Here is a 24,152-nt window from a genome sequence, read left to right as displayed (position 1 = left end):
ATAAATATGTCTAATAATAAATCTGAATCTTGGCAGCATATTTTTAATGAAATAAAAGAAAAAGTTACAGATAAAGAAATAGTAAAATGGATAAAAGATTTTAAAATTGTATTTATAGAAGCTAATACTATCACTTTGGAAGCTCCAAATAAATATATTAAAATGTGGGTAGAAGACCATTATTTAGACTATCTTAAAGAACTTTTAAAAGATGCATACCATATTGATGCAAATATTAAAATAGTATTAAAAGGAAATACAATATCGGAAAAAGATAAGTCTAACAATAGTGCAAGTGAAGAAAAAGAAGACAGACAGAATCATAATAATGATTATTACAGTGTGCCTTTAAACAAGCAGTATACATTTGAAACATTTGTTGCAGGCAAGTCTAACAGGTTTGCTTATGCTGCATGTATGAATGCTGCAAAAGGTTTTGAAAGATTAAATAACCCTATTTATATTCATGGTGATGTAGGTCTTGGAAAAACTCACCTTATGCATGCAGTAGGTAATCAGATGCGTATAAATTTTCCTAAAAAAAATGTAATCTGTATTACAGGTGAACTTTATTTAAGGGAGTTTTTAAAATCTTTATCTACAAGACGAATGAATGAGTTTAATGAGAAATATGAGTCTGCTGATGTGCTGCTTTTTGATGATGTGCAGTTTATTGCAAAGGGTAATGCTACAATGGAAGAGTTTTTTTTCCTTTTCTCAAAACTTTACAGTAATGATAAGCAGATAATATTAACATCTAATTCACTTCCTGATGATATAAGTGATTTAGACAGGCGTCTTTCAAGCCGCTTTCAAAGTGGTTTAATTGTAGAAATAGGCACACCATCAGTTGATGAAAAAACAGCTATAATTGGAAACTATTTAAAAATTAATAAATACTATATAAGTGATGATGTTATTAAGTTTGTAGCTGAAAATATTAAGTCTAACAGCACAAGAGATTTACTTGGCATAATTAATACAATAGTTGTTAAAGGACAGCTTTATAATGTGGAAATAACTGTTGATTATATTCAAAGTGAGCTTAAAAGCTTTTTTTTACAAAGGGATAGAGTGCTTTCTACTAATGAGATAATTCAGATTGTTTGTGAATACTATAATATAAAACTTATAGATATGCAGTCAAAAAGCAGAGCAGTAAATATTGTTATACCAAGAAATATGGCAATATACCTTATTTATAAAAACACACCATCATCTCTAGCTTCTATTGGTGCTGTTTTTAAAAGAGACCACTCTACAATTAAAAACTCAATAAGTAAAGTAGATAAAGAAATAGCAGCTAATAATGATTATACAGTTAATACATTAAAAGAACTTTCAAGCAGAATGAAAGTTTTCCAAAGATAATACTTGAGATATTAAAAAGTTATCCACAGGTTACTAAAAATATTTATTTTATTTATTAATAATTTATGAAGTTATATATGTTATCACCATTTATACTGCCTGTAAAATATATAATTAATTTGAAATATTTTTGAATTATTACAAGAAATTTAAACAAAATTCTTGAAATTTTATTATATTTTTTCTAAAATGATAGTTTAGAGTAACAATTTATTATTGATAAAATTTGTTATAAAATATATAATTTTTAATACTTGTTTGAGTTATCCACAGCTCAATAACAATAACAAACTTTTATATATAAGCAGAGCAGTTTTTTAAAGCTTATAGTTAATGAGGTAATTATGCATTTTTCAGTTATTAAAGAAGACATATTAAAATATTTACAGTATGCTAATAGTTTTACTAATCCAAAAGGTTTAAATGATATTCTTCAAAACATTTATATGGAAGCAGAAAACAATACTGTTAATATAAAAGCAACAAACTATCAAATGGGGTTTTCATGTAACTTTGAAGTTCATAATATAGAAAGAGAAGGAAGAATTACTGTAAGCTGCAGAAAACTTTTAGATATTATAAAAGAATTACCAGATGGAGCATTGATAGATTTTCAATATGATGATACAAGATTAAATGTAATATGCAGCAAATCTAAATTTAAACTTTCTACTATACCATCAGAAAACTTTCCATCTATGGGTGAAATAATACCAGAATATTATCTTAAAATCAATTCTTCTGATTTAATTACATTACTAAAAAGAACTGTATTCTGTATATTAAATGATTCTCAAAAACTTGAATACACCGGTGCCCAGTTTATTGTAAACAGAGATGTTTTAGAAATATCTGCAACAGGTATGCAGAGAGTAGCTATTGCATCTGTAAAATTTGATACAGAATATTCAAACGATTTTACAGTAAATATCCCTAAAAAAACTGTTTCAGAAATTATAAGAGTTTTTGAAAATAAAGGATTAATAGAAATAGAAACTGACAGAAGACAGATTTCTTTTAAAGCAGATAATATTACAGTTTATTCTAAACTAATAGAAAAGTTTGTTAAAAACATAGACAGGCTGTTTATGGATGAAAGATACCCAGTAAAAGCTAAAATAGATAGGAAATCATTTATAGAAGCATCTAAAAGGGTCTCTGCTATTACAAGCGAAGAAACACCGGGTATTATATTAGAATTTGACAAATCTGCACTTAAAATGTCAAGCCTTGAGACTATATATGGAGAAGGCTCTGAAATTATAGATATAATAGACTTTAATACAGAGAACTTTGAAATAATCTTAAATGCAAGACATGTTAATGAAATACTAAATACTATTGAAACAGAAGATTTTACACTTGAAATGAGTGATAAACGCTCACCTGTTTTAATTACTCCAAGTGATAATAATTACAGATACCTAGTTGTGCCTATATCTATTGATAAAATATAATAAATGTATGTATTAAATTTAAGGCTTATAAATATACGAAACCATACAAACTCTTTTTATGAGCTTAGTAATGAAACATTATTTACAGGAGAAAATGGCTCAGGCAAAACTACTATACTTGAATCATTATACATATTATTTGGTTTAAAAAGCTTTAAAAAACAGCCATTATCTTCTGCTGTAACATTTGATAAAGATTTTTTCAGAATAGAAAGCGAAATAAAAGATGGTTCACTTATAAGTGATGTGGTATGTCTATTTAATAACAAAAGAACAACTATGATAAATGGTGAAGATATAGATAACATAGTAGATTATGTATATAATCATCCAATAGCATGTTACACACCTGATATACTTGGCATCTTATCAAAAGAGCAGCAGGACAGGCGTAACTTTATTGACAGATTTATTTTTTATTATGATAAAGAACATATATATGATATAAAACATTATAACAGGCTTTTATCACAAAAGCAGGCAGAATTTGACAAAGAAGCATCTGATTTTATATACTTAGATGTTTTAAATGAAAAAATAGTATATCTTTCAGAAAAAATATCTAATAAACGGGTTAAAATTATTGATGAAATTAATGAAAATCTAAAAGAATTATATAAAAGTTTAGATTTCAGCATGGAAAATGTATTTATAAATTATTCCAGTAACATTTTAAACACATCTTTGTTTAATAAAGAAAAATTTATTAAAAAATCATTATATGGAATTCACCGTGATAAAATAGAAATGTGCCTTGATAATAAGATTATAGAAAAATTTTCTTCAACAGGACAGAAAAAAACTTTTATACTGCTTTGTTTATACAGTTTTATAAAAATCATTGAAGAAAATAGAAAAATAAGTATAATAACTCTTTTAGATGACTTTGAAGCTGCTCTTGATAAAAAGCGTGCAGAGTTTATCAAAAATATTTTTTCAAATAGCAGACAAGTTTTATACACAGGTGTTGATAATACTAGGCTTAATTTTGAAAATGTTATAAATATAAAATAAATATATAAGGGAAGGTTATGTCAGAGAATTACAGTGAAAGTAGTATTAAAGTATTAGAGGGCTTGCAGGCAGTAAGGCAGCGTCCTGGTATGTATATCGGCTCAACTGGAGTAAGGGGACTTCATCATTTAGTATATGAAGTTATAGATAACTCTATAGATGAGGCTATGGCAGGATATTGTAAAAATATTTCTGTTATACTCCATGTTGATGGCAGTGTTACAGTAGAAGATGACGGACGAGGTATTCCTGTAGGCATACATCCTACTGCAAAAGTTTCTACATTACAGGTAGTTTTAACAGTTCTTCATGCAGGTGGTAAATTTGATACTAATTCTTATAAAACATCAGGTGGTCTGCACGGTGTTGGTGTTTCTGTAGTTAATGCTTTATCTGAAAGTTTAACAGCAGTTGTTCAGCGTGATGGCGGTATATTTACTCAAAATTTTGAAAGGGGGAAACCAACTGGTGAAGTTCAAAGGACTGGCAACAGCTCTAAAACTGGAACAAAAATTACTTTTAAACCAGATGGTCAAATATTTGAAACATTAGAGCTGAGCTATGAAATTCTTGCAAAAAGATTTAGAGAGCTTGCATACCTTAATAAAGGCATAAAAATAAAACTTATTGATGAAAGATTTGATGTAAGTGAAGAGTTTCATGCAGAAGGCGGTATTCCAAGTTTTGTTAAATATATCAATAAAACAAAAAATCTTATTTTTGATGAGCCAATATATGTAAAGGGTGAATCAAATAATATTATAGTTGAACTTGCTATAATATATAATGATTCTTATAACGAAAATATATATTCCTATGTAAATAACATACATACAGAAGAGGGCGGAACACATGAAGCAGGTTTTAAAGCAGCTTTAACTAAGGCTTTTAATTCTTATGTTACAAAAAATAATCTTGTTAAAGAAAATAACTTATCAGGGGAAGATATTCGTGAAGGAATGTCTGCTGTTCTTTCTATTAAAATGACAGACCCTGTTTTTGAAGGTCAGACAAAAACTAAACTTGGTTCAAATAATGCAAAAACAGCTGTTGAATCAATAGTAAGCCCTGCATTACAGGATTATATGGAAGAAAACGGTATTATTGTTAAAAAAATACTTGAAAAAGCATTGCAGGCTTATATGGCAAGGGAAGCTGCAAGAAAAGCAAAAGAATTAACCAGAAGAAAATCAGCTCTTGAAAGAGATTCTCTTCCTGGTAAACTTGCAGACTGCCATGAAAAGGACCCTGCAAAAGCAGAAGTATTTATAGTTGAGGGGGATTCTGCAGGCGGTTCTGCAAAACAAGGCAGAAATTCAGACTTTCAGGCTATTCTGCCACTTCGCGGTAAAATATTAAATGTTGAAAAAGCAAGACTTGATAAAATGCTTTCTTCTCAGGAAATTAGAAATATGATTACTGCTTTTGGTGCAGGTATAGGAAAAGACGCATTTAACCCTGAAAAACTACGCTATCACAAAATTATTATTATGACAGATGCGGATGTGGATGGTGCTCATATTGCTACACTTTTATTAACTTTTTTCTTCCGTCATATGAGAGAACTGATAGAAAGGGGTTATATATATCTTGCTAATCCGCCTTTATATAAAGTTACAAGAGGAAAATCAAGCCGCTTTGTTAAAAACGACGATGAGCTTGAAAATTTTCTGCTGGATTCTGCATTGTCTGACTTTAACATAGATAATTTAAAATCAGAAAGATATAAGCCTTTATTTATACAGCTTTTAAAATACCAGAAACATTTAGATAAATTAATAAAAAAAGGCTATAACGAAGAAATGGCAGAAACTTTTGCCACATATAAAGATATGGATGCAAAACTTTTTGAATCAAAGCAAAAAGTTGAACAATTAAAAACATATCTTGACAGTATTAATGCTTTTACTGATTATATGAATGTAGGAATAGTTTTTAATGAAGAATTTTCTAAATACTGTATTTCTTTTGAGAAAAAACATGAAAAAATATTTATAGATACTCATCTTGTATCAAGTGGTGATTTTAAGGAACTTCGCCGTATAGGTTCATATATTTCTGAAATAGGCTCTTCCCCTTATAAAATCACTTTAAAAGATAATTCTACTGTGGAATTTGACAGGCTTTCATCTTTAATTAATTTTGTAGATACAAGAGGCAGAAAAGGTTTAGATATTTCGCGGTTTAAAGGTCTTGGTGAAATGAACCCTGAACAGTTATGGGAGACTACAATGGACCCGGAAAAAAGAAGCCTTTATAAAATAAGTATTGAAGATGCAGAAGCAGCAGATGAACTTTTTTCATTATTAATGGGTGATACTGTTGGTCCTAGAAGAGAGTTTATAGAAATGAATGCATTAAATGTCCGCAACCTTGATATATAGGAATGGTGAAAATAAATGAGTGAAATGTTAGATAAAAATATTCAAGATGTAAGTATAGAAGATACTCTTAAAAACAGCTACTTAGACTATGCAATGAGTGTTATTGCAGGAAGGGCACTGCCTGATGTAAGGGACGGTTTAAAACCAGTTCACAGGCGTGTTCTTTATACAATGAATGAAATGGGTGTGCAGTATAATAAACCTAACAAAAAATCTGCCCGTATTGTTGGGGATACTATGGGTAAACTTCACCCACATGGAGACAGTGCTATTTATGATGCACTTGTTCGTCTTGCACAGGATTTTTCAATGCGTTATCCACTTGTTATTGGTCAGGGTAACTTTGGCTCAATAGATGGGGACAGTGCTGCTGCGTCTCGTTATACTGAAGCTAGAATGGCACGGATTAGTGATGAACTTATGGCAGATATTGACTGTGACACTGTAGATTTTATGCCAAACTATGATGGCTCTATGACTGAGCCTACTGTTTTTCCTACTAAAATACCTAATCTTTTAATAAATGGTATTTCTGGTATTGCTGTTGGTATGGCTACAAATATCCCACCCCATAATTTAACAGAAATTATGGATGGACTTCTTTATATGATAGATGAAGAAAACTATACTGAAGAAGGCTTATTTAATATTATTAAAGGTCCAGATTTTCCTACAAGCGGTATTATTATGGGAAAAGGCGATATTATAAATGCTTATAAAACAGGCAGAGCAAGTATAAGAATTAGAGCTAGAGCTGATATTATAGAAGTTAAAGGCGGTAAAGAGCAGATTGTTATTACAGAAATACCTTATCAGGTAAATAAATCTGTGCTTGTAGAAAAAATAGCTGAGCTTGTTAATGAGAAAAAAATACCGGGTATTACTGATATTAGAGATGTATCAAGTATGAAAGGTATTAAAATATTAATAGATATTAAAAAAGGCGAATCAGCAGAAGTGATATTAAACAGACTTTACAAATTTACTGCTCTTGAATCTTCCTTTGGTTTTAATATGGTTGCTCTTGTTGGCGGCAGACCTCAGCTTTTAACACTTGAAAATATTTTAACTGAATTTTTAAACCACAGAATAGAAGTTGTTACTAGAAGAACACGCTATAAACTTATGAAAGCAGAAGAAAGAATGCATATTGTTGAAGGTTTAAGAATAGCTGTTCAAAATATTGATGAAGTAGTTAAAATTATTAAAGAATCAAAAGATACTCAGTCTGCTAAAAAAGCATTAATGGATAGGTTTGATTTATCAGAAATTCAGTCTCAGGCAATACTTGATATGCGTCTTGCAAAAATTACTGGACTTGAAATTGATAAATTAAATGAAGAATATGAACAGCTTAAAAAAGATATAGAATATTATAACTCTATACTTAACTCTAAATCTAAACTTATAAGTGTTATCAGGCAGGAGATAGTTGATATTAAAACAAGATACGGTGACGAAAGAAAAACTGAAATTGCTGACAGTGTTGATGATATTAATTATGAAGATTTAATACCAAATGATGAGATGGTTGTTACAATAACTCATAATGGCTATGTTAAAAGGACGCTTCTTAATAATTTTACGGCACAAAAAAGAGGCGGTAAAGGCAAAATAGGTGCTGCAAATAAAAATGAAGATTTTCTTGAAGAAATAATATATACAACAAATAAAAGCCACCTTTTTATATTCACTACTAAAGGTAAAGTGCATTTCTTAAAAGTTTATCAAATACCAGAGCAGTCAAGAGATTCTAAAGGCAGACATATTTCTAACCTTTTAACATTAGATGAAAATGAAAAAATAGCATCATTTTTAACTCTGCCTGAAAAGGACGAAACAAAATCTATTTTCTTTGCTACAAAATTTGGTGTTGTAAAACGAGTTAAAACTATTGAGTTTAAAAGCGGCAGAAGCGGCATAATAGCACTCAACTTAAAAGATAATGATGAGATAGTTACTACATTATTAACAGGTGATAATGATAAAATATTTCTTGCTACAAGGGATGGCAAAACTATCCAGTTTAGTGTAGAAGATGTGCGTCCTATGGGAAGAACTGCTACAGGTGTTCGCGGTATACTTCTTGAAAGAGATGATGTAGTTGTTTCTGCTGAAGTTGTTGAAGAAGACAGTCCACTTTTAGCTGTAACATCACTTGGCTATGGTAAAGGAACAGATAAGGATGAATACAGGATGCAGTCTCGCGGTGGAAAAGGCTTAAAACTTATGAAACTTACTTCTAAAACAGGGCTTGTAGTAGGTGTAAGGCATATACATCAAGACGAAGATGATATTATGCTTATTACTAAAAATGGTAAAACAATAAGAATTGCAGCATCTGAAGTATCAGTTATAGGTAGAAATACACAAGGCACCAGACTTATGAATACATCAGATGATGAAATAGTTTCATTTACTGTTGTTCCAAAAGATGACAGCGATAATGAAGAAATGCAGGGAGAAGATAATGGCAGTAATTCTTGATGGTAAAATGTTATCTGCTAAATTTAGAGAAAATCTAAAAAAAGAAACAGCAGAGTTGAAAAGCAAAACTGGTAAAATGCCTGGTATTGCAGTAATACTTGCGGGAGATGACCCTGCAAGTTCAGTATATGTTAATTCAAAAGAAAAAGCAGCAGTAGAAGCAGGATTTTATTCAGTTGTAGAAAGGATAAGTGCTGATGTTACAACTGAAGATGTGCTTGCTCTTGTGAATAAATATAACAGCGATGATAAAATACACGGAATACTTGTGCAGCTGCCACTGCCAAAAGGATGTGATGAAAAAACTATTTTAAGGGCAATAAAGGCAGAAAAAGATGTGGACGGATTTCATCCTTATAATGTTGGTCTTTTAAATATTGGTGAAGATTGTCTTATGCCTTGCACACCTTATGGTGTAATGAATATGATGGCTGATTATGGTATAGAATTAGCAGGAAAAAATGCTGTTGTAATAGGCAGAAGCAATATTGTAGGCAAACCTGTTGCAGCTATGCTTACAAAAGCTAATGCAACAGTTACTATATGCCATTCTAAAACAAAAGATTTGGCAGCAGTATGTGCAAATGCTGATATATTAGTAGCAGCTATAGGAAAGCCTAAATTTGTTACAAAAGAATTTGTGCGTGATGGTGCTGTTGTTATAGATGTTGGTATAAACAGAGTAGATGGCAAACTTTGTGGTGATGTGGATTTTGAAGCCATAAAAGATAAGTGTTCTTATATTACACCAGTTCCTGGTGGTGTTGGTCCTATGACTATTACAACACTTATGCAGAATACTTTGAAAGCATTTAAAATGATAGAGAAATTATAATGATTAATGCTGATACTATTGCTGCCCCCATTACTCCGCTTGTAACAAGCCCTGTTATTACTCTGCGTATTTCAGGAAGTGATGCATTAAAGGTCTATTCTTTAATGGAAAAAGGCGGCAAAAGTATCAATATATCTGATATTAAATCAAATTATGTAAGCCTTTATCGTTTTAATATTAAAAAAGAAAATCTTCATGATGATGTTTTAGCAGTTTTTTTTAAGGCTCCCCATTCTTTTACTGGTGAAGATGTGGTAGAAATATCATTTCACGGTAATCCTGTGCTTGTTAATGCTGCTCTTTCTGCAATTTATTCTTTAAATATAAGACCTGCAGAAGGTGGTGAATTTTCTAAGCGTGCTTTTTTAAACGGTAAAATAGATTTAACTCAGGCAGAATCTATTCAGGAATTAATTTATGCAAAATCTATTGAAGGAATTAATTCTGCATATAATCAGCTGCAAGGCTCTTTAAAATATGAACTTGACAGCATAAAAAACAGGCTTTTAAAAATGAAAGCTGTGATGGAAGCAAAAATAGATTTTCCAGATGAAGATACGGTTGATGAAGAACTTCCAGTTTTAAAGCAGGACTGCGAAAATATTTTATCAGTTACAGGCTGCCTTATTTCATCATATAAAAGTTATAGAAATGCTAATCGTGGATTAGAAATAGTTATTGCAGGAAAGCCAAATGTTGGAAAATCTTCTTTAATGAATGCCTTTTTAAAGGAAGAAAGGGCAATAGTTTCTGATACCCCTGGCACAACAAGAGATTTTATCAAGGAAAGTTTATATATTGGCGGTATTCCTGTCCATTTAACTGATACTGCTGGCATCCGCTTATCAGATGAGAATATAGAGCAGATAGGAATAGGTAAGAGCAGGCAGAAAATAGAAACTGCTGATATTGTTCTTTTACTGCTTGATGTATCTATTCCTTTAACAGAAGAAGATTATAATATATTAGAAGATACTAAAAACTCTAACCGTATTATTATTGGTAATAAATTAGATATTACTGATAATAAATCTTATGATAAGGCAGATATTTATATTTCTGCAAAAACTGGTATAAATATAGATGAGCTTTTAGAAATACTTCGTGAGAAAACAAGCCTGTATGATAATGAAATAAAATCAAATGCTGCAGCAATTACAGAAAGACACCATAATATACTTATAAATATTAAAGAAATCATTGAAAAGATAAACTTATCTCTTGGCATATATCCTATTGATATGCTCTGCATTGATTTAGAAAGGGCAATTAATTTGCTTTCAGAAATAACAGGCGATAACTATACTGAAAAAGTATTAGACATAGTCTTTTCTTCATTCTGCATAGGGAAGTGATATGTAGATTATATTACTATATTTATTATACTAATTAATGGGTTAAGTATGTGTAAAAAAATAAAAATAGTTGATATTTTTTCTGGTATTGGCGGTTTAAGTTATGGTTTTGAAATAAATGATTTATTTCAAATTGTTTTTGCAAACGATATTGATAAGAAAGCTGCTTATGGATATTCTTTGAATTATAAAAAAACAGATATTTTTGACTGCGATATATCTGATATAAAAGAGGAAAATATTTTAAAATATGGTAGTATAGATATAGTTTTGGGTGGTCCACCATGCCAAAGTTATTCAACTTTGGGTAAGCGCCAAATGGATGACAGAGCAAACCTTTTTTATGAATATTTGCGTATTTTATCCATTTTAAAGCCAAAATTATTTATTTTTGAAAATGTTAAAGGTTTGATTTCTATGAATAAAGGAAATCTTTTTAAAGAAATTATACAACTTTTTTTTGAACTTGGTTACATAGTTGATTATAAAATATTGAATGCTGCAGAATATGGTGTTCCCCAAATCAGAGAAAGGTTGATTATTGTAGGAAAAAAAGATAATAAAACATTTTCTTTTCCTAAACCTACACATAAATTATTTGTTTCCTTAAAAGATGCTATTGGTGATTTACCAAGTATTGATAGTGGAGAGAATGGTAACAATAAGGAATATAAATATGAGCCTGATAATGATTTTTTAAAATTTGTTCGTAAATCAAATATTATTTCCGAGCATATAAGCCCTAATAATAATTTTAAATTGAAAGAAATAATGAAAACTTTGAAAGAAGGTCAGTCTAAGGATGATTTACCTGAAAATATTCGTCCAAAGTCAGGTTATTCTAATACTTATGCTAAAATGTGGTGGCATGCTCCAGCACCTACCATAACCAGAAATTTTGCTACCCCTAGCAGTTCAAGATGTATACATCCGATAGATTCTAGAGCATTAACCATACGAGAAGGTGCAAGATTACAAAGTTTTCCTGATGATTATATTTTTTTTGGAAATGATGGTGATAAGAAATTGCAGATAGGCAATGCTGTGCCACCACTGCTAAGCATTGCTTTGGCAAAATCCATATCAAATTATTTTACAGGAGAATAATATTTATGTTTACAACCAATGATTTTCAAAATTATCGTTCTAAACTTGGTTTTAAGAATAGGGAAGAATTTAAAAAATTTTTAAGTGCAAAAGATATTATTCCTTCAATTGATTATAATTATATTGATTTGCTAAATAATAGATTACAAAAAATATTCATATCATTAAATGCTATATATTATAAACCTTGTGAGTGTTTAGATGGTTTTTTTGATAGACATTTGGTAAAAACATATAATATTATGAAAAATAATAATATTCTTAATAAACTTAATAATCAGGGTAGAAGAAAAGAAGAAGTATATTTTAATTGGATGCGTGGTTATTTGGTGTGTGAATATTTTAAAGGTGATATATCTAATATTTTTAATATTCCTGTGAAGAAAATAAAGCAAATTGGTGATGATGATTTTGATGATATTACAACTTTTAAGAGAACTCCAAAGGCTGATTTGGAAATAGATAATTTTAGAATAGAAGTGCAAAGTGGATTTCAAGGCATAAATGATATAAAGGAGCATAAAGTAAGAGAAGCAAAGAGAGTTTTTTTTGAAAAAGATTTTAGAACATTAATCTTACATTTTGATTTATTTAATGGACAGGCTGCTTTTGTAGATATATCAGAAATTGAGGAAGATAATTTAAATTGGATTACACGACAGCAAATGGAAGGTCAATCTGTATTTAATATTGATCAAAATTATTTTAAATGGTTATTAGTGGAAGAACCTCCAGCTATAAATTTTAATAAACAGTAAATTTTAAAACGCAAGTCCTATTGTTCCTGCTAGTATTAGTATTAAGCCCAGCACTGTTTTTTTATTCATTTTTTCATCAAATATAAAATATGAAAGTATTATTGCTACAAGCAGGCTTAGTTTATCTATTGCTGCTACTGCTGATGTTACACCGTCCTGCAATGCCTTATAATATAAAAGCCAGCTGCTTCCGCCTGTTATCCCAGAAAGTATTATAAATTTTATTTCTGATTTATTTATATTTTTAAATTCTTTATAGTCTTTTTTTATAAAAAGAATAAGCCATGCAGCAATTACTACTACAAAAGTTCTTATAGCACTTCCTAAATTTGATTCTATTTCATCTATGCCTATTTTACCAAAAATAGGAGTAAGTGCAGAAAATAAAAGCGACAGCACTGCATATATAAGCCATTTATTATTATCAGCATTTTTACTTTTGCTTTTTTTGTAATCTATAATAAAATATGTGCCAATAGTTATAACTATTATACTAAAAAGTTTTCCTGCATTTATTTCTTCATTTAAAAAAATAAAGGAAAGCAGAATAGTTAAAACTAAACTTGATTTACTTAATGGGGAAACTTTATTTACATTTCCAAACTGCAGTGCTTTATAATAGTAATACCAGCCTGCACCAGTAGAAAGACCTGAGAGTATTAAGAAAATCCATGTTTTATTTTTAATAGTATATATCTGATTTTGTGAGTCTGTTATTAAAACTATAATAATAGAAAAAACAAATATAACTATTGTTCTTAATGCAAGTGCAGCATTTGTATTTGTTGTATGCACTCCCTTTTTTAAAAATATTGTTGTAACACCAGCAAATACTGCTGATGCTGCTGCATATAATATCCACATTTTTTACCTTAAAATTATACTTTAATATCAATAAGTTATATTGCTTGTTTCATATTTTGCCCTGTAAGGCACTTTTTTAATAGTTTATGTATATTTATACCATAAAATTAAATACAGGGCAAATTTTAAAGCAGCTATATTTTGCCTTTTATAGATATTAAGTTTAAAAATTTTCCATTATCTGCCTTTAAAAGCTCTATATCTTTTGCTGCATACGGGTTATCACAGCTTAACCAGCTTTGCCATGCTTCATCAAAGCACTTCATTTCCAACACTTCTATTTCCTTTAAATCATTTTTAATAAGATTTTCCCAGTAATTTATACTTTTAAAATATTTAAAGTCTTCTTCACTTATGTGATATTTTAATTCTTTCGGCACTTTTTCATAGTCATCTTTAAGTCCCGGCACTGCAATATATATTTCTCCATTTTCTTTAAGTAATGGTTTTATATTATATTTAAAAAAATCTTTTTCTAATCCAAAGTAATGGTATGCATCAACACTTACTATAATGTCAAAATAGCTTTCAGCAAAGGGTAATTTTTCTGCATCACAGTTTAATGGTATAATTCTATTATCTATATTATTTTCTTTAAAAAATATGTAGTTATCTTTTGCTTCTACCCATAAATCTACTGCAAAAATATCTGCATTTTTATATTTTTCTGCCATATATATAGATGTTAGACCTTTGCCACAGCCTAAATCTAATATTCTTATCTTATCATCTATTATTTTGTTTTTTAAAAGCTCATTTATTATTATATAAGAATCTGGACCCATCATTCTATCTGTTTTTATTTCTTTTTCATTCATTTTTTATCTTTAACCTGTGCTATATAATTTTATTATCATATTTAAGATATTATATTATATTATAATAACTTTTTAATATATAAAGCAAATGTTTTTATTTATCTTTTATGTTAAATATTTTTCAAATTGTTTGTTTTATGTATAAGTTTTTTTAGTCATATTTGTCTGCTGTCTGTTGCAATATATATCATTTAGATTTTTTGCCTTTAAAAATCAGGCTCAAAATGACATAATTATAATATTTTTTTTATTCTTAAAGTAATGTTAGGTATATTATATTATTGTTTTTTAGAAATATTTGTTTTAAATATTTTATCTAATGTTTCACATGAAACATTAGATAAGTCTTGTATTTATTACTGGAAGAAATAGATTATCATTATTACAATACATCATATAAGCATAATGATACAGAATAATATATAAATTAATTTCTTTACAAAATACTTAAAAAAAATTATTATAATCATTAAAATTTTTTATAAGGATTTATATGGATTTTCAAAAAATTTATGATGTAATAGTTGTAGGTGCAGGCCATGCAGGCTGTGAAGCATCCCTTGCAGCTGCAAGAATGGGGGCAGATACTTTACTGCTTACAATTTCTATTGATAATATTGCTTTAATGCCATGTAACCCTGCAATAGGTGGTATTGGTAAAGGTAATCTTGTAAAAGATATGGATGCTCTTGGCGGCGAAATGGCAAAAAATATTGATGAAACAGGTATTCAGTTTAGAGTGCTTAATAAAAGAAAAGGACCGGCAGTATGGTGCAGCAGAGCTCAGGCAGATAAATATTTATATAAAAACAGATTTCAGACAATTATAATGAATACACCGTCTCTTGATGTTAAGCAGGGAATAGTCACAGAAGTGCTTGTGGAAAATAGAGCAGTCCGTGGTGTAGAAACTGCATGCGGTCAGACTTTTCTTGCAAGAAGAATAGTAATATGCGGCGGCACATTTATTGGAGGTGAAATATTTATAGGTGATAGAGTAATGGAAGCAGGCAGAATGTATGAACCTGCTGCAACAGGTCTTTCTCTTTCTCTTAAAAAGATAGGCTTTAAACCTTTAAGGCTTAAAACAGATACACCTGCAAGGCTGCATATTGACAGTCTAAGTTTAAATGGTCTTGAAGAGTATGTCAGTGATAATATTCTAATACCATTCTCTACAGAAACTAAGTCTATAAATCTACCACAGATTAAGTGTTATGGAACGCAGACGAATGAAGAAACCCATAAAGTTATAAGAGAAGCCGCAGAAAAAAGTTTATTTTATAATGGTGCAAGGCAAAGTAACGGACCAAGATACTGTCCAAGTATGGAAGATAAGGTTTTAAAATTCCCTGAAAAAACAGGACATAAACTTGTTATTGAACCGGAAGGGTTAAATACAAAAGAAGTGCATGTAAATGGATTTTCATGTTCTATACCAGTGGAATTGCAGATAAAAGCATACAGAACAGTAAAGGGAATGGAGAGCTGCCAGTTTATCCGCCCAGCTTATGCTGTGCAGTATGATGCATATCAGCCAACAGGTCTTAACCATAATTATGAAACGAAACTTGTAAAAGGTTTGTTTTTTGGAGGTCAGTTAAATGGCACAAGTGGTTATGAAGAAGCAGCAGTGCAGGGATTTATGGCAGGAGTAAATGCAGTGCTTTCTCTTGATAACAAAGAGCCATTTATATTAGGCAGGAATGAAAGCTATATTGGTGTGCTTACTGATGACTTAGTATTAAAAGGAATAACAGAGCCATATAGAATGTTTACTTCCCGCAGTGAATTCAGGCTTTTAACAAGGGAAGATAATGCAGAAGAAAGGCTGATAAGCTACGGATATAAATTAGGACTTATTTCTAAAACAAGATATGAAAGGTATCAGCAGGATATGCAGGAAGTAAATAATGAAATAGAAAGGCTTAAAAATACACTTATTAAGAAAAATAGTGGAAATGAAGAATACCTTTCTAAAATTGGTGTAAGCATAAGCCAGTCATTTAAAGCTGAAGAATTATTAAAAAGACCACAGTTAAGTTATGATGATATTATAAAATTAACCGGTGGTGGTTTAAGTGGCAGGAAAGCACGGCAGGTAGAAATTAAAGTAAAATATTCAGGATATATAGAAAGTATGGAAGAAAGCAATAAAGAAGATATTGAAAGTATAGTTATACCTGATAATTTTTCTTATGATAATATATCTGGTCTTAGGCTTGAATATTCTGATAAATTAAAAAATATAAAACCTAAAACATTAGGGCAGGCTTTAAGAATACCGGGACTTACAAAAACCGCAGTCTCTGTTTTAGCAGTTGAAATATATAAGCATAATAAAATTAATAAATCATAACACTATATTATGTTTCACGTGAAACATAATGTATAAACAATGAGTAATAGTTATAATATGAAAAATATAAATAAATGGAAAGCTGTTAAAATTATATTCTTTTTTGCTATGTCATTAATCATAATTACAGGCACATTATCAGCAGTTATAAGAACATACTTTGATACAGGATTTAAAAATATTTATTTAATACCATTATTTTTAGTTTTGATAAATTTTGCTTATATTTGGCGTGGAAAAAAACAAAGCAACAGCTTTATCTTTGCAGTAATTACTGCATTAATAACTGCAATTATTTTAAGATTAACATAAGCAAAATTATATGAGTGTGGTATTAAAAGCTTGTTTTCAAAGAAAATATTATAATACTATTGTCATATATAAAAAACAGATAATTTAAATATATTATGCACTGCTGAAATATATATGATTTAGATTTTTCACCTTTAAAAATCAGGCTCAAAATGATATAATAAATTTATATTAAAAAATTCAGTCCAGCTATGCATTTCTGCTTCCTCCCTATTTGGTCTGAAAATGCTTGCATCGCAAAAACGGGGTCTTGTTTATATTAATGCAAGCCGTTTTCTGCACTTGGAGCGGAGCATAGTAAAAGACGCTACCCCTGAATTTGAAAAATCATGCTTGGTCGCAGTAAATACTCCCGTCACTTACTTTCAGACGGGACTTTCTGTTCCTATATTGTCAATACTGAGCTTGAAATATAGCTAAGTATCTAAAAAATATAATTTAAACATATTATAAACTGGAAAAATATATAAAACAAAAATAAATATATAGCAGATATTTATAAAAGATGATATAATAACAAGCTGAAAGTAATAACAGAAAAATAAAGAAGTAAAATAAGGTATGTATGAACTTTAAAAAAATATATGATGTAATAGTTGCAGGTGGTGGGCATGCAGGGTGCGAAGCAGCACTTGCAGCTGCAAGAATGGGAGCAAAAACACTGCTTTTAACTTCCACAATAGACAGTATAGGACAAATGAGCTGCAACCCTGCAATTGGTGGGCTTGCAAAGGGAAACCTTGTAAAAGATATAGATGCACTAGGTGGCGAAATAGCTAAAAATATTGATGATGCATGCATACAGTTTCAAATGCTTAACAGCAAAAAGGGTGCTGCTGCAAAAAGCTCAAGAGGTCAGGCTGATAAAAAAATATATATTATAAGAATGATAAATACATTAATGAGCCAAAGTAATCTGGAAGTAAAGCAGGGTGAAGCATCAAAAATTTATATAAAAGACAATGAAGTATATGGCATAGGAAATATCTGGGGTGAAGATTTTAAATGCAAAAAAGCCATAATATGCACAGGAACATTTTTAAATGGAAAAGTGTTTATTGGAGAAACAAGTTTTCCAGCAGGCAGAACTTATGAAAAGCCATCAATTGAGCTTTCAAAGTCATTAAAAGAGCTTGGATTTACTGCCATTAGATTAAAAACAGGAACTCCTGCAAGAATAGATATACGCACAATAGATTTTTCCAAATTAGAAGTATATGAAATGGATGGCGAAAAAATACCATTTTCATTTGAAAATGAAAGTTTTAAGCTTCCACAAATCAAATGTTATGCAACATATACTAATGAAGAAACGCACAAAATCGTAAAAGAAAATATCCATAGAAGCATATACTATAATTCCGCAGATAAAGGAATAGGCCCAAGATACTGTCCAAGTATGGAGGATAAGATTGCAAAATTTCCAGAAAGAACAAGACACCAAATAATATTAGAAAGAGAAGGTGGCAGCAGCAATGAAGTATATCCTAACGGATTTTCTACATCGCTGCCAGTTGATGCGCAGATAAAAGCATACAGAACTATAAAAGGACTTGAAAACTGTCAGCTTATTCGTCCGGCTTATGCAATAGAGTATGAAGCATTTCAGCCTACAATATTATACCCATCTTATGAAACAAAAATAATAAAAGGTTTATATTTTGCAGGGCAGATTAACGGCACAAGCGGATATGAAGAGGCTGCATGTCAAGGACTTATGGCAGGTATTAATGCAGTCCTTTCAATAGATAATAAAGAGCCATTTATACTTGGAAGAAATGAAAGCTATATTGGAGTATTAACTGATGATTTGATAACGAAAGGTGTAGATGAGCCATACAGAATGTTTACTTCCCGTGGGGAATACAGGCTGCATTTAAGGGAAGATAATGCAGAATACAGATTAATAGAATACGGATATAAATATGGTTTAATATCAAAAAGAAGATATGAAAGGTTTATATTAGAAAAAGAACAAGTATATAATGAAGTAGAAAGATTTAGAAATGAGACTATAAGGTTAAAAGATAATAAAGAAAAACTAGAAAAATACAATATATCACTTGATAGGGGCTTATCCATTTATGAGTTTTTAAAACGGCCTGAAACAAATATTGATATGATTTATGATATGGAGCTTACAACTCTTACTGGAAGAGCAGCAAAGCAGGTGGAAACAATAATAAAATATTCAGGATATATCAGCCTGCAGGAAGAAGAGATAAAAAAATATAAATCATTAGAAGATAAAAAAATTCCAGATGATTTTGATTACAGCAATATTGCAGGGTTAAGACGGGAATATAGAGAGAAATTCAGCAAAATTAAACCAAAAACACTGGGGCAGGCATTAAGAATACCGGGTATGAGTATATCTGCTGTATCAATATTAGAAATTGCAATAAATAAAGAGAAAAGAAATAATGGATAAATTAATAAAAACAACAGAAATAATAGAAAAAAAACTTGAAAAGTTTTATGAATTGCATTTAAATTGTCAAATAAATTTAACTGCTATTAAAGAAAGAGAAGAATTTTACTTGAAACATTATTATGATAGTATATACTATTTTCAGCAAAGTGAATCACCATGTGGCAGTTTAGCAGATATTGGCAGTGGCGGAGGTTTTCCGGGGATAGTGCTTGGTATTTTTTATCCTGATTTAAAAGTTACTCTTATTGAGAGTATAGGCAAAAAATGCATATTTTTAGAACAGGCAGCAAAAAAATTAGAGCTTAAAAATATTGAAGTATTAAATACACGAGTAGAAAATATAAAAGACAGAAGTTTTGATATTATTACAGCAAGAGGAGTTTCTTCTGTAAAAGAGCTTTTAAAAAACTCTTTTCAAATATCAAAACAAAATACTAAGTGGGTAATGTATAAAGGTGAGAGACTAGATGAAGAGTTAAAAGAAGCATTACCTGTAATAGAAAAGCGAGGTTTAAATGTTGAAAAAATTAGGATTGAATTGCCGATTACACGAACTTACTGTATTATTAGCTGTTAGTGCAGTTATTATTCTTAATGGCTGTGCCTTAAAAGGTCAGACAAGTAAAACATTTTATCCAGAATATTATGCAGCAAAGCGGCTGCAGAATCAGGATATTGTAAAGTTAAGAGAATTAACAGTTCATCCTGATTTATTTATTGCTGATTCTGCAACACTTCTTTTAGGCTCATATTATTTATACTATGGTGATAAAAACTATGGCAGACTGCTTATTGATAAAAGCTACAATTCAAAAAATCTTGATGAAGAAATGTCAATCTTTGGCCAGCTTTGGAAAATGGAATCTTTAATTAGAGAAGGTGAAAAAGGGGCAGCCATTAATATGGCAAACAATATCAAGGAAATGAGAAGAACACCTGTTTATATGCGTGTTATGCAGATATACTGTAATCAGCTTGGGGTGCTTGTAACAAATGATAATGAAATAAATACATGTATTAATATTGCAATAGGTGGAAAAGAAAAATTTAAAGAGGTAGCAGCAGATACAGCAGGTGAAAAGTCACCACCTATTATGACAGATAATATGACTTATGAAGAATATCTGCATGCAATGGGTATAGGTGGAGCTGTTGATAATATGGATACAGTTTCGTCACAGGCAGATATGATAGATGAAATACATATAAACCCTGATGCAAAAATCAATTTAGCAGGTGGTGATATTTTTAATGATGTGGCAGCAGGCATGATATACGGCATGGGTAAATATGATAATAACTATCAGCTTGAACCAGTAACAGATTTTGCAGCAGATGAAGAAAGTAAAAAAGATATGCTTTTAAGGCTGAATAATTATGAATTGTTTATCAGTGGTCATAAATCAAACTTTGGTGTAGACTGGCTGCAGCTAAGTGAAATTGCTGGAGAATTAAAAATAGTAAAAAATAAACCAAAAGCAGTAATCATAACATCAGACCAGCATGAAGCACATGGCAGGATAATTGCTGATATGTTTAAAAGTGAAGGAAAAAAGGCACATGTAGTAAAAACATCAGGCAAGTATCAAGTAGAGCTGCAGAATATATTACATAGTGACAAAAACAGACCTTATGTAATAATCATTATGGCAGATGAAAAAGAGATACTTGATATAATACCTATTGCTAAATACTGGCAGGTAAACAGTACAATACAAGATGTTCTTGTAATGACAAGCTATATTCCAGAGTATGATATAACAAATGACCAGCGTTCATATTTTAGAGGAGTATATATATTAACTGCTGCATTTTTAGCTGGTGATGAAGAATATATAAGAATATCTACTGATTATAAAGGCTTTTATGGCACACCAATGAGTGGTGAAAATGCATTAGGATATGATATTATTACATATATTAATAAAATAGTTAATAAAGATAAAACAGGAAAATACATTACAAATATTGATGATATAATAAACGGATATGCAGTAAGAACTCCAGTTCTTTTATATGCAGATGGTAATAAACTTGTTGAAAAAGGTAAATTTAAGCCAGAAATAGAAGAAGGGACAGAATCGCTGCCAAGATAAAAGGATTAATACTGAATGAAGAAAATTAAATTAAGTATCATACTTGCAGGAGCATTTATACTGACAAGCTGTGCAGGCACAGCAAATCAGCAGTTAAAAGAGACAATAAGAGAAGCAGGGAATATTGTAAAGGAAGAGTCTGATTATTATGAAATATTTACAGCTATAGATGACAGCACACTTCCACTGCCTGATTTAAGTATATATTCATCATATTCATCAGATGATGTAGAAGAAAACTCCCCATATTATGAAGAGTTTAAAGAATTTAATGTTCCAATGGCAATGACTGGCAGAGTAAATGCTTATATAAAATACTATACAGAGAGAGTGCCGCTGACTACTCAAAGCTGGCTTAACCGTTCTAATAAGTATATGTATCTTGTAAAAGATATATTTTTGCAGGAAGGACTGCCAAGTGATTTAGTAGTGCTTGCATTTACAGAAAGCGGATATAACACTCATGCTGTCAGCCATGCAGGTGCAACTGGTATGTGGCAGTTTATGCAGGGCACAGGCAAAATGTATGGTATGGAACAGAATTTTTGGATAGATGAAAGGAGAGATTTTGAAAAAGCAACAAGAGCAGCTGCAAAATATTTAAAATCACTTTATGAAAGATTTGGCGACTGGTATCTTGCCCTTGCTGCTTATAATGCAGGTCCGGGAAGAATGGCAAGAGCAATACAGAAACATGATACAAATGACTTTTTTGCAATATCAAGCCGAAACACTTTAAAACTTGAAACAAGAGATTATGTCCCTAAATATTTGGCACAGCTTATTGTTTATAAAAACTATTTAAAATATGGTTTTACAATGCCTGCTGATATGCCACTTCTTTTTTCTACAATAGAAGCACCTGCATCAACTAACATATACTGGCTTGCAGATGAGCTTGGTGTAAGCTATGAATTAATGCGTGATTTAAACCCTGCATTAAAACTGCCTATCACTCCACCCCATGCTTATAAAATAAGAGTGCCTTATTTAAGAGATAATGAAGCAAAAAAAATACTTGCCAGAGCAAGTGCAATAGAGAGAGCAAGATATAAAATATATGAAGGAAAGCGTGGGGAAAGTGTTGCAGAAATTGCACAGAAGTTTGATGTGTCAAAAGAAGATATATCAAGGGTAAATGGTATAAAAAGAGAAAGTCTTTTAACTTCAAGGAAAATATTTATTCCTGTAAAAGAATATAGTAACATAAAAATAGATAGTATGTTTGCACAAGTTCTTGAAAAAATAGACCCAAAATATTATAAAGTTAAAAAAGGCGATACATTTATAGGCATAGCTCATAATCACAATATGCGCATGAAAGACTTGCAGAAACTAAATCCAAATATAAAACCAAGTAGAATATATCCAGGTCAGTATATTATGGTAACAAGAGATGGCTATACTAATGTAAGCTATACTGCAAAAAAATCATCCCGTCAGGTTGCAAATGTAAAATACAGAGTAAAAAATGGTGATTCTTTATGGAGCATTGCTAAAAAATTTAATACATCAGTTGCAAGTATAAAAAGTATAAATAAACTAAAATCATCTAATATTTATGCAGGCAGAGTATTAACTATTAAGAAAAATGTAAAATAATGGGTTTATCCAAAAATTTTATTATATATGTCATTTTAAGCCTGATTTTACAGGCGAAAAATCTAAATTATATATATTATAAGAGTGCATAACATATTTAAACTGTCTATTTTTTAGATACTAAATATATACTTATACTTTGCTATAACTATCTTACTGCTAGTTATAATAATAGTTAATAATATCTTATATTTATTATATTTTTCATAATCTAGATACTTCGCCTTTCAGGCTCAGTATGACCTATTTTGCTTTAACTGTGAACTTACCAAAACAAGTTAGTCAAATCCATATAGCTCATTATAGAGACTAGCCTGATAAAATATTTATTTTTTAATTAATTTATCAGCATATATTGAGTTAATATTCACAGGTGAATCACTGCTTGAATAGTGGTATTTTATTTCAGTATTATTATCTCCATCAGTGGATATTTCCATAACAGAATGAAAAAAGATGTTTGGTCTTTTATATATAAAAGAATAATAATAGATAGATAATGGCTTATATACTTTATATGCTTTTATATTTATAATATTATTAGATACTGTAATAACAGGATTATATATGTTTAACAAATTAGAGCCTGTGCATGTAAAATATTCTTTATTATCTTTCCAAAAAGAAATAAAATACTGGCTTGTTCCCCTAGTTGTTCCATCATACTCTGAATAATAAAATGAAATCATTTTAAAATGTTCGCCAGAAAGGACTATATCATCAATATTAATCTGCGTATCTTTAGGAAATTTTGGATTTAAATTTCTTTGCAGATATTCTATGGCACTTTGTGTGTCTAAGGCTTTATAGTCATCAATAACAACAGGATTAAAAACATTCTGAGCAAAAACATCTGTGGCAAAAATAATTAAAATTAAGGTTAATATATATTTCATAAC

The 24,152-nt window shown here is 30.1% G+C and carries 18 protein-coding genes; 15 read left to right on the top strand and 3 right to left on the bottom strand.

Annotation, left to right across the window (positions count from 1 at the left end; genetic code table 11):
- The first annotated feature begins 6 nt into the window (after positions 1-6).
- The 9 genes from dnaA (at position 7) to N508_RS06635 (ending at position 12,768) form a co-directional block, all read left to right on the top strand.
- Positions 7-1,371, top strand: a complete 1,365-nt coding sequence (gene dnaA, locus N508_RS06675; protein WP_023275629.1) for a chromosomal replication initiator protein DnaA — start codon at positions 7-9, stop codon at positions 1,369-1,371.
- Between the two features lie 344 nt (positions 1,372-1,715).
- The gene (dnaN, locus tag N508_RS06670) at positions 1,716-2,828 is read left to right on the top strand and encodes a DNA polymerase III subunit beta (protein ID WP_023275628.1); all 1,113 of its coding nucleotides are present in this window, start codon (positions 1,716-1,718) and stop codon (positions 2,826-2,828) included.
- Positions 2,829-2,831: 3 nt separating this feature from the next.
- Positions 2,832-3,842, top strand: a complete 1,011-nt coding sequence (gene recF / locus N508_RS06665) for a DNA replication/repair protein RecF (protein ID WP_023275627.1) — start codon at positions 2,832-2,834, stop codon at positions 3,840-3,842.
- Between the two features lie 17 nt (positions 3,843-3,859).
- Positions 3,860-6,226 (top strand): DNA topoisomerase (ATP-hydrolyzing) subunit B, encoded by a 2,367-nt coding sequence (gyrB, locus tag N508_RS06660; RefSeq protein ID WP_023275626.1) that lies wholly within the window; start codon positions 3,860-3,862, stop codon positions 6,224-6,226.
- Between the two features lie 15 nt (positions 6,227-6,241).
- On the top strand, positions 6,242-8,713 hold the full coding sequence (gene gyrA, locus N508_RS06655; protein ID WP_023275625.1) for a DNA gyrase subunit A: 2,472 nt from the start codon (positions 6,242-6,244) through the stop codon (positions 8,711-8,713).
- Entirely contained in the window at positions 8,697-9,548 is an 852-nt protein-coding gene (gene folD / locus N508_RS06650; RefSeq protein WP_023275624.1) for a bifunctional methylenetetrahydrofolate dehydrogenase/methenyltetrahydrofolate cyclohydrolase FolD, read from the top strand. The genes gyrA and folD overlap by 17 nt, the downstream gene beginning before the upstream one ends.
- Positions 9,548-10,903 (top strand): tRNA uridine-5-carboxymethylaminomethyl(34) synthesis GTPase MnmE, encoded by a 1,356-nt coding sequence (gene mnmE, locus N508_RS06645; protein ID WP_023275623.1) that lies wholly within the window; start codon positions 9,548-9,550, stop codon positions 10,901-10,903. The genes folD and mnmE overlap by 1 nt, the downstream gene beginning before the upstream one ends.
- A gap of 48 nt (positions 10,904-10,951) precedes the next feature.
- Positions 10,952-12,010 (top strand): DNA cytosine methyltransferase, encoded by a 1,059-nt coding sequence (locus tag N508_RS06640; protein WP_023275622.1) that lies wholly within the window; start codon positions 10,952-10,954, stop codon positions 12,008-12,010.
- Between the two features lie 5 nt (positions 12,011-12,015).
- Positions 12,016-12,768: a hypothetical protein gene (locus N508_RS06635; protein ID WP_023275621.1), complete on the top strand. Its 753-nt coding sequence runs from the start codon at positions 12,016-12,018 to the stop codon at positions 12,766-12,768.
- Between the two features lie 3 nt (positions 12,769-12,771).
- Here N508_RS06635 and N508_RS06630 read toward each other — a convergent pair whose 3' ends face one another.
- Together N508_RS06630 and N508_RS06625 are read right to left on the bottom strand one after the other, a co-directional pair.
- Positions 12,772-13,632: an EamA family transporter gene (locus tag N508_RS06630; protein ID WP_023275620.1), complete on the bottom strand. Its 861-nt coding sequence runs from the start codon at positions 13,630-13,632 to the stop codon at positions 12,772-12,774.
- Positions 13,633-13,766: 134 nt separating this feature from the next.
- Complete coding sequence (locus N508_RS06625; RefSeq protein WP_023275619.1) at positions 13,767-14,450, bottom strand: SAM-dependent methyltransferase; 684 nt, start codon at positions 14,448-14,450, stop codon at positions 13,767-13,769.
- A 493-nt stretch (positions 14,451-14,943) separates the two neighbouring features.
- On the opposite strand from N508_RS06625, the gene mnmG (N508_RS06620) reads away from it, so the two are divergent.
- The 6 genes from mnmG (N508_RS06620) to N508_RS06595 all read left to right on the top strand — a co-directional run bounded on the left by mnmG (N508_RS06620) (position 14,944) and on the right by N508_RS06595 (position 23,253).
- Positions 14,944-16,809, top strand: a complete 1,866-nt coding sequence (gene mnmG / locus N508_RS06620) for a tRNA uridine-5-carboxymethylaminomethyl(34) synthesis enzyme MnmG (RefSeq protein WP_023275618.1) — start codon at positions 14,944-14,946, stop codon at positions 16,807-16,809.
- 57 nt (positions 16,810-16,866) lie between these two features.
- The gene (locus N508_RS06615; RefSeq protein WP_023275617.1) at positions 16,867-17,121 is read left to right on the top strand and encodes a hypothetical protein; all 255 of its coding nucleotides are present in this window, start codon (positions 16,867-16,869) and stop codon (positions 17,119-17,121) included.
- 565 nt (positions 17,122-17,686) lie between these two features.
- Positions 17,687-19,552: a tRNA uridine-5-carboxymethylaminomethyl(34) synthesis enzyme MnmG gene (mnmG, locus tag N508_RS06610; RefSeq protein ID WP_023275616.1), complete on the top strand. Its 1,866-nt coding sequence runs from the start codon at positions 17,687-17,689 to the stop codon at positions 19,550-19,552.
- The gene (gene rsmG, locus N508_RS06605) at positions 19,545-20,132 is read left to right on the top strand and encodes a 16S rRNA (guanine(527)-N(7))-methyltransferase RsmG (RefSeq protein WP_023275615.1); all 588 of its coding nucleotides are present in this window, start codon (positions 19,545-19,547) and stop codon (positions 20,130-20,132) included. Before mnmG (N508_RS06610) ends, rsmG begins: the two co-directional genes overlap by 8 nt.
- Entirely contained in the window at positions 20,071-21,651 is a 1,581-nt protein-coding gene (locus tag N508_RS06600; protein ID WP_023275614.1) for a hypothetical protein, read from the top strand. Before rsmG ends, N508_RS06600 begins: the two co-directional genes overlap by 62 nt.
- Positions 21,652-21,666: 15 nt before the next feature.
- Entirely contained in the window at positions 21,667-23,253 is a 1,587-nt protein-coding gene (locus N508_RS06595; protein WP_023275613.1) for a lytic transglycosylase domain-containing protein, read from the top strand.
- A 326-nt stretch (positions 23,254-23,579) separates the two neighbouring features.
- Here the strand turns inward: N508_RS06595 and N508_RS06590 are convergent, their stop codons facing one another.
- Positions 23,580-24,149: a hypothetical protein gene (locus N508_RS06590; RefSeq protein WP_023275612.1), complete on the bottom strand. Its 570-nt coding sequence runs from the start codon at positions 24,147-24,149 to the stop codon at positions 23,580-23,582.
- Between the last annotated feature and the right edge of the window lie 3 nt (positions 24,150-24,152).

The organism is Mucispirillum schaedleri ASF457 (assembly GCF_000487995.2).
Taxonomy (GTDB): domain Bacteria; phylum Chrysiogenota; class Deferribacteres; order Deferribacterales; family Mucispirillaceae; genus Mucispirillum; species Mucispirillum schaedleri.
The sequence above is the reverse complement of the archived record's forward strand: the minus strand, read 5'-3'. Positions and strand labels throughout refer to the sequence as shown.